The organism is Caballeronia sp. LZ043, assembly GCF_031451075.1.
Taxonomy (GTDB): Bacteria; Pseudomonadota; Gammaproteobacteria; order Burkholderiales; family Burkholderiaceae; genus Caballeronia.
Window position 1 is genome coordinate 351269 of the sequence record NZ_JARUXT010000002.1, and the last position, 11978, is coordinate 363246.

Here is an 11978-nt window from a genome sequence, read left to right on the forward strand (position 1 = left end):
GGAGCCTGCGGTGCTGCAAGTGTCGTTCCACTTCCGTTTCGGGTTTATTCACGAGTGACGATGACGCCTCGGCGCGCTAAGCGCCCGACCGGACGTACACGAGAATGACCGAAAGCGTCACGAGCGAGGCAAGCGTGGTGAACAGGATCGTACGTGACGTCACCTGCGCTTCCCGTCGATAGAACTCCGCGAGCATGAATGGCCCGGTGCCCGTGGGCAATGCGGCGAGCACGAGCGTCATGTTGACCATCGGCGTCGGCATCGAGAAGACTCGCGCGGCGAGCCACCATGCAAGCGCGGGTTGCAGGAGCAGCTTGGTGCCCGTGAGCAGAAGCGCACTCCGTTGTGTAGCAACCGCGGCCCTGCGCTCGGCGAGAAACAGACCCAGGCTGACCAGCGCACACGGACTTGCGGCGCCGCTCAGGAGTTTGAGGAACGCGACCACGCTATCGGGCAGCGCAACATGCGCAGCCGAGAACAACACGCCGGCCAGCGGCGAGACGATCAACGGATTCCTGCCCAGCGAGACCAGCACCTTGCTCGCGAGTTTGTGCGGCCGCCGCTCGGCTTGCAGGCTCAGTTCAATCAACACGATCGCGACGGCGAACAGCACGCATGCAATCAGGATCGTGGCGATGGTGGTCGGCGTGAGACTCTCCGGGCCGAATGCCATGAGGCACAGCGGAAAGCCCACGTAACCGGTATTCGGATAAGCGCCCGCGATGGCGTCGATGCTCGCGTCCGCGAGGTGCAGGCCGTTGATCATCCGGTAGGCGAGGATCAGCAGGAAGGTCACGCCGCCGGCGATGCTGAAGACGGCGATGAACGCGGGCTGATCGAGCTGTTTCCACGTGGCATGCGCCATCGTGTTGAAGAGCAATGCCGGCAAGGCCAGCCAGACCACGAAGCGGTTGAGTTCGGAGGCGGCCGTGGGCCCGAGCACGCCGCGCCTGCGGCAGACAAAACCCGCCAGGATGAGCGCGAAGACGGGAAGCAGGATCCCAAGCGTCGAAAGCATGATGCAGTTATCGAGAAAGAAAGAACGGAGCAAGGGTAATCCCTAGGGGAGATACAATCCAATACCGTCTTCGACCCCTTTCGAAACCTTTTTTGCATCGATGATCGATTTCAAGCGCTTGCGCTACTTCGTGGTTCTCGCCGAGACGCGGCATTTCGGGCGCGCAGCGGCGCGGCTGCATCTGTCGCAGCCGCCGCTCAGCCGGCAGTTGATCGCGCTCGAAAAGGAACTGGGCGTGAAGCTGATCGAACGCGGGCCGCGTGGCGTGACGCTGACGGCCGCCGGTGAGCGCTTCCATATCGATGCGAAAGCCGTGCTAGCCGCGCTGGAGCAGGCGCAGACGAACTGCCGGGCGGCGGCGGCGGGAACGGCGGGCGCGTTGTCGCTGGGCTTCACGATGTGCGCCGCCTACAGCGTGGTGCCCGGTTATGCGCGGCGCTTCAGCGCGGCCTGTCCCGATGTCGATGTGAGTCTTCGCGAGGTCGTCTCGAACGATCTGTCGCAGCGGGTCGTCGACGGCAGCCTGGACGCGGCCATCATGTTTCCCGGCATCTTCGACAGGAGCCTCACGACCGAGACCATCTTCTCGGAGCCGTTGTGCGTGGCGCTGCCGCGCGGGCATCGGCTGGCGAAACAGCGGCGCATCAGGATCGCGCAACTTGCGGAAGAAACCTTCGTGCTCGCCATGGAAGAAGTGGCGCCCAAGTTCAGGGCCGTCATCGACCAGCATTGCCGCTCGGGCGGTTTTGAACCGGTCGTCGGCTTCGAGGTGCAGTTGCAGCAGACCGTGCTGAGCCTCGTCAACGAGGAAGCGGGCGTGGCGCTCGTGCCGCGGTCGATGAGCAAGGCGAGGCTGGCCGGCGTCGTGTTCCGCGAACTCGTCGATGCGCCGTGCGTCGAGCAGGTGCTCGTGTGGTCGCGCGCAAATCGCAATCCCTGCCTGAAGCAGTTCATCGAGCTGGTGCAAGGGGCGGAAGCTTGAAACGGTCGAGTCCAGCGGTATGCGGCTTGCTGTGCAAGAGCTACGTCAATTTCATGGAGGTCGATATGGCCGGAGATACCGCTTACAAGCCGGGCGAAATCGTGAAGGTCTCGGGAATCTATTCCGTGGTCCACGATGACGGCAAGAATACGTTCGAAGTCACCTGTGTCGAAGGCGAGCACTTCCCGCCGACGCGCAGTGGCAAAGGCGCGCATTTCGAACTGAAGTACGGGGCGACTCACTCGCACAAGCATGACGAGTTGAAGGGCACGGAAGCGCGCGGCTGATCAACGAAGTCAGCGCAGCGATGGGGGCAGCAGCGGCAGTAGAATGATCGCCCCGCATTCGGCCGGTGCGGCTGCCGCGTGCATGTTGCCGTGCATGCCATGCATGCCGTGCTTGCGCCGAGCGCGGGACAGGTGTCACGACCTATCCCACGCCCGAGGCCCCCATCATGCTTGCCGCCATCGCCACTCTGCTCGTCTTCCAGTGTCTCGGAGAAGGGCTCTCCTACCTCTTCAGCATTCCCGTTCCCGGTCCCGTCGTCGGCATGCTTCTGTTGCTTGCCTGGATGACGCTGCGTCCCGCGCAAGCCGCCGCACTCGAAGGCACTGCGCTTGAACTGCTCCGGCATCTGTCGCTGCTGTTCGTGCCGGCGGGCGTCGGCATCATGGTGTCGGCGAGCGCGTTGCGCGGCGACGTGCTGGCCGTCGCGCTCTCCGTCGCCATCAGCACGGCGCTGGCCATCACCGTCACCGCGCTCGTCATGCGCGCGATGCTGCGGCGTCAACGCCGCTTGTCCGATCCGACCGGAGGCCGCGCATGATCCCGGCTCCCCGTTTCGGCGCAATCTGGGTCTACCTCGCGGCCACGCCGCTGCTGGGACTCACCATCACGCTGCTCGCCTATCTGATCGCGCAGCGCATCTATGCCGCGTGCCGCTTCAATCCGCTCGCCAATCCGGTGCTGATTGCCGTGGCGATCGTCGTCGTCGCGCTGAAGACGAGCGCGACGCCCTACGACACCTACTTCGACGGCGCGCAGTTCGTGCACTTCCTGCTCGGACCCGCGACCGTCGCGCTGGCGCTGCCGCTCTATCGCCAGCTGCCGAATCTGAAGCGGCTGGCGATACCCATCGTCGTCAGTCTCGTCGCGGGTTCCTTGACGGCGATCGTCTCGGCGGTGGCCGTGGCGAAGCTGCTCGGCGCATCGCATCAGTCGATCGCCTCGCTGGCGCCCAAGTCCGCGACGACGCCCATCGCGATGGCGGTGGCGAAGGAAATCGGTGGCGTGCCGTCGTTGACGGCAGTGCTGGTCATCACGACGGGCGTGTTCGGCGCGGTGATTGCGCGGGGTCTGCTCAACCTGCTGCGCGTGACCGAGGTCGAGGCGCGCGGCTTTGCGCTGGGCGTGGCGTCGCATGGGATCGGCACGGCGCGCGCCTTTCAGGTCAGCGAGGAGATGGGCGCGTTTGCGGGACTCGGCATGGGGCTGAACGGCATCCTGACGGCGTTCGTCGTGCCGGTGCTGCTGCCGTTCCTGTCGCGGCTGTTTTAACGCGGGCAGGTCCGTACGTTGCTCGGCAGTGTTTGTCCCCGCTCCGGGACGTGACGTTGTTGATGGCTTGGCCCGCGGTGTTTCAGCGGGCTTTTTTTTCGCCGGTTACCAAGAGCAATGGAAGCAGGAAGGGCACAGGCGACGTGGCATTCGCATTGCTGTCGCATCAGGACCCCTGTGAATGTCAACCGAGGAGACTCTCATGAAAGCCAGCCCCGCCCTGATGACCCTGTGTGCTTCCGCGCTGATCGGCATGACGCCGCTTGCCGCCATGGCGCAAACGCAGGCCGCGAGCACCACGCAGGCCAACGATCTGCCTGAAGTCGACAAGGCGTTCGTCCAGGCCGCCACCCAATCCAGCTCCACGGAGATCGATACCGCCAAGCTCGCGACAAGCCAGTCGCAGGACAAGGACGTGAAGAACTTCGCGCATCACATGATGATCGACCATACGAAGCTGACGTTGCAGCTCAAGATGGCCGCGCCGCATGGTGTCGCGGTGCCGAAGGACAACTCGGATACCTCGGTGATCGATGCCCTCAAGCCGCTGAAGGGCAAGGAGTTCGACAAGATGTATATCCAGAAGGTCGGCGTGGAAGGACATGAGAAGGCGGTTGCCGCGTTCCAGAAGGAAGCGCAGGAAGGCCAGAATGCCGATCTCAGGAAGGCCGCTCAGAAGGCGCTGCCCACCATCCAGAAGCACCTGAAGATGGCGCAGGATCTGGCGGCCATGAAGGGCGTGCAGTAAGTCGGAGCGGTAGCGGTGACGCGTCGATGCTAGAGTCCTGATCGACGCGTTCACCTTTCTCTCTTCGATGCACAGCACGCCTTCCTCTTCGGTTTCCACTGACGTCGCCGTCATCGGCGCAGGCATCGTCGGCCTGGCGGTCGCGCATCACGTGCGCAAACTGGGCCGCAGCGTCACGCTGATCGATCGCGCCGAGCCTGCATCGCAATGTTCCATGGGCAATGCGGGCGCGCTCTCTTACCATTCCGTCGCACCGCTGGCGATGCCGGGCGTGTTGAAGAACGCCATGTCGATGCTGCGCGACGAGGACGGCCCGCTCTATCTGCCGCCGTCCTACTTGCCGCATGCAGCGGGCTGGCTCTGGCGTTTCGTGCGATCGGCGGGCGAGAGCCGCGTCCGTGAGATCGCGAGCTCGCTGAGTGCGTTCTTCGACAGTGCCGAAGCGGATCACCGTGAACTCGCGGAAGAGGCCGGTTATGCAGCCGGCCTGCGGACGACGGGACAACTGCACCTTTACCGCTCGGACGCGCAACTGGCCAAGGACGCGCTTGGCTGGGCGCTCAAGACCGAACATGGCGCGAAGCTCACGCGTTTGTCGGGCGGCGCGATTCAGGACATGGAGCCCGACGTCTCACGGGACTACACGCTGGGCCTGTTCGTCGAAAACGATCACTCGGTGCTCAATCCACACGGCTATGCGCTTGCGATTGCGCGCGCCGTCATGCAGGCGGGCGTGAGCTTCAGGCGCGCGCAAGTGAAGGCATTGCGTCCGGAGGCGCAAGGCTGGGCGCTGACCCTCGCGGACGATTCGACCTTGTTCGCGCGCGACGTGATTGTGGCCGCGGGCGCCTGGTCCACGCAATTGCTCGCGCCGCTCGGCGTGCGTGTGCCGCTGGAATCGCAACGCGGTTATCACGTCCACGTGCCGGAGAGCGGCACGCGCCTGTCCCGCACCGTTGTGCTGACCGACCGCAAGGTCTTCATCACGCCGATGGACACCGGCTTGCGCATCGCGGGCACGGTGGAATTCGGCGGACTGGTGCGGCAAGCGAATCCGCGCCGCGCGGCGTTGCTGGCGCGGCATGCGAAGGAAGGCTTGCCCGCGCTCGATCTGCTCGGTGGATCGAGCACCTGGATGGGCCACCGGCCCTGCATGCCGGACTCCATGCCCGTGCTCGGCGCGGTGCCGCGTCACGCCGGGCTATGGCTTGCTTGCGGTCACGGGCATCTCGGGCTGACGGGTTCCGCGACTACCGGGCGTCTGCTGGCGAAGGCCATTCACGGCGAGGCTGTGCCCGAACTCGATCCGTTCTCGATGTCGCGCTTCGGCGGCTAGTGACGCACGGCCCGAAGCGAAGGTTCAAGCATAAGGCGGCCCGCCGCCATCCACATACAGCCGCGTGCCGGTGACGAAACGCGCTTCATCTGACAGCAGATAGGCTACCGCCGACGCGACGTCTTCCGGCGTGCCCGGTCCATCGAGCGCGGTGAGACGCGTGGGCTCCGCGTCGTTCTGGCCCGACGCCATCGACGCGAAACGCGGCGACTGGATCGGCCCCGGCGCGACGGCGTTGACGCGCACGCCATGCGGCCCGTACTTGCGCCCGAGTCCTTGCACGAGCAAGTCGAGGGCTGCATTCACGCTCGAACCCGGAAAGTGATTCGGCGGCGGCGCGATGCCGCCGCGTCCCGAGATCGCGACGACCGCCCCCGTGCCCTGCGCAATGAAACGCGGCAGCGCGGCGCGTAGGGGCCGCACGGAGCCGAGCAGCTTCGCGTCGATGACGCGTTGCCAGTCGGCGTCGGTGAGATCGAGGAAATCGCCGAACGCGCCGACATTCGTGCTCAGCACGAGGCCGTCCAGACGCTGGAAGCGCTCTTCGATCTGCCTGAATGCTTCGCGCACGCGCGCGTCGTCGGCGACATCCACCGATAAGGGCACGACGCGCGGCAAGTCGGCGAACAGCGTGTCGTCGACATTCCGCGACGACGCCACCACATGCGCGCCCGCCTCGGCGAGCCGCCGTACGGTGGCCGCGCCGAGCGCGCCGAAAGCGCCCGTGACCCAGTACACGCGGTCTTTGAAGTGTTCCCGATCCTGACTGGACATGGTTGAAGTCACCGTGGCTGAAAGCCTGCCATGGTGCTGCGTCGCGCGAACGGAACCAACGGATGATTTTGCGAAAGCTTCCGATCCTCGCATGGCTAAGTTATCCACCCGGCTTGCCATGCCCAATGCAGCCGCGGCGCGCTTTACTTAGCAGATGAACTTGGTTGGTCGCAGGCCCGCGCGCTCCTAGTCTGTATGGCTCCGAATTCGTCGGCGCTGACCGCTGACTGTTGACCGCAGGCCCGCACATGACCACACATCTGCATTTCAACGCGTTTCACATGAATGCCCCGGCGCATTCGTGGGCCGGATTCTGGCGGCATCCGCGCGACCGCTCGCTCGAACACAACACGCTCGGCTATTGGGTCGAGCTGGCGCAGACCGCCGAGCGCGGCCTGTTCGACGGCATGTTCCTCGCCGATGTCTTCGGCATCTACGATGTCCATGGCGGCGGCGTGGACGCCACGCTGTTCTCGGCTGCGCAATCGCCGTCGCACGATCCGCTATTGACCGTGCCCGCGATGGCGCATGCGACGAAGCACCTGGGCTTCGGCGTGACGGCGAACCTGACCTACGAGCATCCGTACCAGTTCGCGCGGCGTTTCTCGACGCTCGATCACCTGACCGGCGGACGCGCGGGATGGAACGTCGTCACTGGCTATCTGGAGAGCGCGGCGCGCGGCATGGGACTCGACAAGGCGCGCGAGCACGACGAACGCTATGCGGCCGGCGAAGACTTTCTGGAGGCCGTCTACAAGCTGTGGGAAGGAAGCTGGCTGGATGGCGCCGTGGTGCGCGACAGGCGCGCGGGCAAGCCGTACACGGACCCGTCGCGCATCCGCCGTGTGCAGCATGAAGGGCCGTATTTCCGCGTCGATGGCTTCAATCTCGTCGAGCCCTCGCCGCAACGCACGCCGGTGCTGTACCAGGCCGGTGCATCCGGACGCGGCAAGGCGTTCGCGGGCAAGCATGCCGAGTGCGTGTTCCTCGAAGGCCAGACGCCCGCCATAGTGGCGGCTGCGGCGCGCGACATCCGCGCGCATGCGGTCGATGCCGGCCGCGCCGCCGACGATCTGCTGCTCTATCTCGGTGCGACCGTGGTGGTGGCGCCCACGTCGCAGGAAGCACGCGAACTGCACGCTGAATACGCGGAATACGTCGATACGCTCGGGCAACTGGCGCTGGTATCGGGATGGACAGGCATCGACTTCGCGGCCATGGATCTTGACGAACCGATCCGCTATGTGAAGAGCAACGCGCTGCAATCGACCGTCGAGAATCTGACGAAACGGGCCGGGCGGCCCATCACGCCGCGCGACATGACGCGCTTCGACCAGACCGGCGGGCGTGGACCGTTCATCGTCGGCAGTCCCGCCGAGGTTGCTGATCAGCTGATCTCATGGGCCGATGAAACCGGCGTGGACGGCTTCAACCTCCGCCGCACCGTGATGCCGGAAAGCCTGCATGCCTTCGTCGATCTGGTCGTGCCCGAGTTGCAGAACCGGGGGCGTTATCGCACGGCTTATGCCGAGGGCACCTTGCGCGAAAAGCTGTTCGCGGGCCGCGGGCCGCATCTGCGCGACACCCATCCGGGCGCGCGTTATCGCTCCATTTGAACGCGGCTTGCGAAGAAGGATTCATCATGGCAACTGTCCAGCTGCACAACGTCGTCAAGCGCTATGGCGGCGCACCCGTCGTCGATTCGGTTTCGCTCTCCGTGCGCGACGGCGAATTCCTCACGCTGCTCGGCCCGAGCGGCTGCGGCAAGACCACCTGCCTGCGCATGGTCGCGGGCTTCGTGCAGCCGGATGCGGGGTCGGTGCATATCGGCGGCGAGGACGTGACACGCGTGCCCGCGCACCGGCGCAACACGGGCATGGTGTTCCAGCAGTACGCGCTGTTTCCGCACCTGACGGTGGCGCAGAATCTCGCGTTCGGCCTGCGCATCCGCAAGCTCGCGGGCAAGGAGATCAGGACACGCGTGGCCGAGGCGCTCGCGCTCGTGCGCCTGTCCGGCTATGCCGACCGCTATCCGGAGCAACTGTCGGGCGGACAGAAACAGCGTGTCGCGCTGGCGCGGGCGCTGGTCATCAATCCGCGCGTGCTGCTGCTCGACGAACCGCTCGGCGCGCTCGACCAGAAGCTGCGCGAGGAATTGCAGGCCGAGATCAAGCGCATTCAGCGCGAAGTCGGCATCACGACGATCTTCGTTACGCACGATCAGAACGAGGCGCTCAGTCTCTCGGATCGCATTGTGGTGATGCGGCAGGGCGTCATCGGCCAGATCGGTTCGCCGCAGGAGCTGTATGACCGGCCGGTGGATCGCCATGTCGCGAGTTTCATCGGCAAGATCAATCTGCTCGAAGTCGCGGCGTCGCACGTGGACGGCAACGGCCTCCTGCATGTGCGGGCCAGGTCCTCCGGAACCTTCGAGGTCGATCTCGAAGGCCGGCCCGCGCCCCGGCCCGGCGATCCGCTGCTGCTGGCGCTCAGGCCGGAACGCATCAGGATGGGCGAAGGCGCGGCGAACCGCGTGCAGGGCCGCGTCGAACTCGCGACCTATGCCGGCGACGGCTGGTATCTCGAAGTGCGCACATCTGCGGGCGATCCGCTCATCGTGCGCACCACCGGCCGCGCCGCGCCCGCGCCCGGCGAGCATGTCGCGCTGGGCTGGGAACGCGGCGACGGCGTCCTGCTGCATGACGAGGTGTCCGCATGAGCGACGACACGCTGCTCGTCGCGACGGAGCTCGCCCGTGCACCTGCGCAGCCCTCCCTGGAACGGCGGCGGCAGGCGGTCTATGGCGCGCTCGCGTTGCCGGGACTCGCTTTCCTCGGCGTGTTCTTCGTGGCGCCGCTGGGCTATCTGCTGGTGCTGTCGCTGCATGGCGGCGGTTCGCTGGGACGGGTCGATGACGCCTGGACTCTCGCGAACTACGTGCGCTTCCTGTCGGACGCGTACTACCTGCATATCCTGCTCGATACGCTGGGCTTCGGCGCATTGACCGCGCTGATCTGCGCGGTGTGCGGCTTTCCGTTCAGCTACTGGCTGGCGCGCACACACTCACGCTGGCGCACGCCGATGCTCTTCGTCACCGTGCTGCCCTTGCTCATCAGCGCGGTGATCCGCAATCTCGGCTGGATTCCGGTGCTGACCGAGCACGGCATGCTCAACAGCGTGCTGCTCGCGCTCGGCGTCATCAAGACGCCGCTCGAATGGATCTTCAACTATATCGGCGCGCTGATCGGCATGGTGCACGTGGAGTTTCCTTTCATGGTGCTGATGCTGACCGGCGCGATCCGCAAGATCGATCCGGCGCTCGAAGAGGCCGCCATCAATCTCGGCGCGACGCCCGCGCAAGCCTTCTTGCGCGTCGTGCTGCCGCTGTGCCGGCCCGGACTCGCGGCGGGCGCGTCGATGGTCTTCATGGCCGCGATCAGCGCGCTGGTGACACCGGGAATACTCGGCGGGCATCGCGTGATGTTCATGGCGCTCTATATCGATCAACAGATGCATAACGTACTCAACTATCCGGTCGGCTCCACCGCGGCCATGCTCACGATGTTCGCCGCGCTCGCGTCGATGTGGCTCGCGCTGCGCGTGAGCGGAGCGCGCACATGAACGCCGTCGCTTCCTTCCTGCCGAAATGGCTGCTGCGCATCGCGATCTTCGCGGTGCCGGTGTTCCTGCTGCTGCCGTTCGTCGGCATTGTCGGCGCATCGTTTTCGAAGAGCGGCGCGCTCGCGTTTCCGCCGAGCGACTGGACCCTTGGCTGGTATCGCGGCATTGCGCCCGGCTGGTACGACGCGCTGCGCTACAGCGTCTGGCTCGGCGCGGCGACCACGGCGCTCGCTACTGCCGTCGGCGTGCCGCTCGCGCTGTCGATCGTGCGCGGGCGCTTCGCGGGCCGCGGCCTCGTCAATGCGCTGTGTGTTGCGCCGCTCGGCGTGCCGACCATCGTCATCGCGGTGGCGGGCTTCAAGTTCTTCATGCTGGCCGCGCAGTTCCAGGACATCGGCCTGAACGGGAACACGGCCGCCATCGTGCTGATGCAGGCCGTCTTCACGTTTCCGCTCGTGGTCCGCGCCGTGATCGCCAGCTTCGCGCACTACGACAACGCGCTCGACGAAGCCGCGCAGAGCCTCGGCGCCACGCCGTGGCAGGTGTTCTGGCGCATCACAGCGCCGCTCATCGCGCCGGGTGTGATCGCGGGCATGTTGTTCGCGTTCGTCCTGTCCTTCGACGATGTCGTCGTCGCGTGGTTCATGGGCGACCCAGGCCGTCCGACAATGCCCGTCAAGCTCTTCAACGCGATGGAAGTCGAATTCGACAACGCCATCACCGCGCTGTCCACGCTGATCGTCGCCTTCTGGGCGGTGCTCGCGCTCGTGCTCAACCGCTTCTTCCATCTCGAACGCATGTTTTCCCGGCGCTGAGTGCGCTTCATCGATCCATCCGCTTCTCTACGAAAGGCTTATTTTGAAAGTACTCGGCAAACTCGCGTTGGCGCTGGTCGCCTCTCTCTTCACGTACGTCGCGCATGCGCAAGGCGCCGACCAGAAGGACGTCGTGTTACGTGTGTCGTCTTGGGGCGGCAAGTCCACGCAGACGCAGATCAAGTATGCGGGCGACATCTTCACCAACAAGACCGGCGTGAAGGTGCAGTTCATCGACGGGGCGTCGATCGATCACGTCGCCAAGCTGATCGCCGCGAACGGCCGCAACGTGCCCTATGACGTCGTGCTGCTCGATGGCGACGTGCGCGCGCAGGCCATCAAGGCAGGCGTGCTGCAAAAGTTCGATCCCGCGAAGGTGCCGAATACGCGCTTCGCTTTCGACGAAGCGAAGAACGCGCAAGGCTATGGCCCGGACTTCGATTTCGTGTCGGCGATCTTCGTCTACAACGCGGACAAGTTCGCGCAGGCGGGCATTCCCGCGCCGACTTCGTGGAAGGACCTGTGGAACCCGAAGCTCGCGGGACACGTCGCGCTGCCCGATCTCGCGAACGGCGCGGGGCGCGCGTTGCTGATCGAAACTTCGCGACTCAATGGCGGCGACGAAGGCAATCTCGACAAGGCCGTCGCCGAGATTGCGAGGGTCAAGGCGCGTACTTTCTGGCAGACCTCGCAGCAGGCGGAACAGCTCATCAAATCGGGCGATATCTGGCTGACCGTCATCGCCGATGGCCGCGCCTATGCGCTGCAGGACGCCTACAAGCCCGCGCGCGCGGTGCGTCCGAAGGAAGGCTCGATTGCCTTTGCTTCGACGGCGGACATCGTGAAGGGCACGCCGCATCCCGAGCTCGCCGCGCAGTTCCTCAACGAGATCCATGGCGCGCTGTATCAGCTGGGCAATGCGACGGACTTCTACTACGGCCCGACCAATCGCCTGCTGACGCCGGTCATCGACGGCGATCCGCAACTGGCCGCCAAGCTCATCTACAAGCCCGAGCAGGCCAAGACGCTCTATCACCCGAACTGGGACAAGTTCTGGGCCGCGCATGAACGTGCGCAGGACCTGTGGAACCGGACCATCGTGTCGGGCCGCTAACAGGACGAGGAGC

13 protein-coding genes are annotated in these 11978 nt (G+C 65.3%); 11 read left to right on the plus strand and 2 right to left on the minus strand.

The window, feature by feature from the left end; translation table 11 throughout:
- Positions 1-76: 76 nt before the first annotated feature.
- Positions 77-1018 (minus strand): AEC family transporter, encoded by a 942-nt coding sequence (locus QCE64_RS14940; protein WP_309922565.1) that lies wholly within the window; start codon positions 1016-1018, stop codon positions 77-79.
- 100 nt (positions 1019-1118) lie between these two features.
- On the opposite strand from QCE64_RS14940, the gene QCE64_RS14945 reads away from it, so the two are divergent.
- The 6 genes from QCE64_RS14945 (at position 1119) to QCE64_RS14970 (ending at position 5641) form a co-directional block, all read left to right on the plus strand.
- On the plus strand, positions 1119-2000 hold the full coding sequence (locus QCE64_RS14945; RefSeq protein WP_310004566.1) for a LysR family transcriptional regulator: 882 nt from the start codon (positions 1119-1121) through the stop codon (positions 1998-2000).
- Positions 2001-2065: 65 nt separating this feature from the next.
- Entirely contained in the window at positions 2066-2287 is a 222-nt protein-coding gene (locus QCE64_RS14950) for a hypothetical protein (RefSeq protein WP_309922560.1), read from the plus strand.
- A gap of 167 nt (positions 2288-2454) precedes the next feature.
- Entirely contained in the window at positions 2455-2826 is a 372-nt protein-coding gene (locus QCE64_RS14955; RefSeq protein WP_309922557.1) for a CidA/LrgA family protein, read from the plus strand.
- Positions 2823-3557 (plus strand): LrgB family protein, encoded by a 735-nt coding sequence (locus QCE64_RS14960; RefSeq protein WP_310004568.1) that lies wholly within the window; start codon positions 2823-2825, stop codon positions 3555-3557. Before QCE64_RS14955 ends, QCE64_RS14960 begins: the two co-directional genes overlap by 4 nt.
- Positions 3558-3780: 223 nt before the next feature.
- Complete coding sequence (locus tag QCE64_RS14965) at positions 3781-4305, plus strand: DUF4142 domain-containing protein (protein WP_309932832.1); 525 nt, start codon at positions 3781-3783, stop codon at positions 4303-4305.
- A gap of 67 nt (positions 4306-4372) precedes the next feature.
- Positions 4373-5641, plus strand: a complete 1269-nt coding sequence (locus tag QCE64_RS14970; RefSeq protein WP_310004570.1) for an FAD-dependent oxidoreductase — start codon at positions 4373-4375, stop codon at positions 5639-5641.
- 24 nt (positions 5642-5665) lie between these two features.
- On the opposite strand, the gene QCE64_RS14975 is transcribed toward QCE64_RS14970, so the two are convergent.
- Positions 5666-6415, minus strand: a complete 750-nt coding sequence (locus tag QCE64_RS14975; protein WP_310004572.1) for an SDR family oxidoreductase — start codon at positions 6413-6415, stop codon at positions 5666-5668.
- Between the two features lie 248 nt (positions 6416-6663).
- On the opposite strand from QCE64_RS14975, the gene QCE64_RS14980 reads away from it, so the two are divergent.
- From QCE64_RS14980 to QCE64_RS15000, 5 genes are read left to right on the plus strand one after another with little or no spacing between them, the layout of a single operon-like run.
- A complete protein-coding gene (locus tag QCE64_RS14980) occupies positions 6664-8031 on the plus strand; it encodes an LLM class flavin-dependent oxidoreductase (RefSeq protein WP_310004574.1) in 1368 nt (455 codons plus the stop codon).
- Positions 8032-8057: 26 nt separating this feature from the next.
- Positions 8058-9134, plus strand: a complete 1077-nt coding sequence (locus tag QCE64_RS14985; protein WP_309922539.1) for an ABC transporter ATP-binding protein — start codon at positions 8058-8060, stop codon at positions 9132-9134.
- Positions 9131-10036, plus strand: coding sequence for an ABC transporter permease (locus QCE64_RS14990; protein WP_310004575.1), 906 nt, complete (start codon positions 9131-9133; stop codon positions 10034-10036). Before QCE64_RS14985 ends, QCE64_RS14990 begins: the two co-directional genes overlap by 4 nt.
- Entirely contained in the window at positions 10033-10851 is an 819-nt protein-coding gene (locus QCE64_RS14995) for an ABC transporter permease (protein WP_310004576.1), read from the plus strand. Before QCE64_RS14990 ends, QCE64_RS14995 begins: the two co-directional genes overlap by 4 nt.
- Positions 10852-10894: 43 nt before the next feature.
- Positions 10895-11965: an ABC transporter substrate-binding protein gene (locus QCE64_RS15000; RefSeq protein ID WP_309922532.1), complete on the plus strand. Its 1071-nt coding sequence runs from the start codon at positions 10895-10897 to the stop codon at positions 11963-11965.
- Positions 11966-11978: the final 13 nt, after the last annotated feature.

Coding starts and splice junctions, on each gene's coding strand:
- QCE64_RS14945 (WP_310004566.1), top strand. CDS start 1,119: ATGATCGATTTCAAGCGCTTGCGCTACTTCGTGGTTCTCGCCGAGACG.
- QCE64_RS14960 (WP_310004568.1), top strand. CDS start 2,823: ATGATCCCGGCTCCCCGTTTCGGCGCAATCTGGGTCTACCTCGCGGCC.
- QCE64_RS14955 (WP_309922557.1), top strand. CDS start 2,455: ATGCTTGCCGCCATCGCCACTCTGCTCGTCTTCCAGTGTCTCGGAGAA.
- QCE64_RS14950 (WP_309922560.1), top strand. CDS start 2,066: ATGGCCGGAGATACCGCTTACAAGCCGGGCGAAATCGTGAAGGTCTCG.
- QCE64_RS14995 (WP_310004576.1), top strand. CDS start 10,033: ATGAACGCCGTCGCTTCCTTCCTGCCGAAATGGCTGCTGCGCATCGCG.
- QCE64_RS14970 (WP_310004570.1), top strand. CDS start 4,373: ATGCACAGCACGCCTTCCTCTTCGGTTTCCACTGACGTCGCCGTCATC.
- QCE64_RS14980 (WP_310004574.1), top strand. CDS start 6,664: ATGACCACACATCTGCATTTCAACGCGTTTCACATGAATGCCCCGGCG.
- QCE64_RS14940 (WP_309922565.1), bottom strand. CDS start 1,018: ATGCTTTCGACGCTTGGGATCCTGCTTCCCGTCTTCGCGCTCATCCTG.
- QCE64_RS14990 (WP_310004575.1), top strand. CDS start 9,131: ATGAGCGACGACACGCTGCTCGTCGCGACGGAGCTCGCCCGTGCACCT.
- QCE64_RS14985 (WP_309922539.1), top strand. CDS start 8,058: ATGGCAACTGTCCAGCTGCACAACGTCGTCAAGCGCTATGGCGGCGCA.
- QCE64_RS14965 (WP_309932832.1), top strand. CDS start 3,781: ATGACCCTGTGTGCTTCCGCGCTGATCGGCATGACGCCGCTTGCCGCC.
- QCE64_RS14975 (WP_310004572.1), bottom strand. CDS start 6,415: ATGTCCAGTCAGGATCGGGAACACTTCAAAGACCGCGTGTACTGGGTC.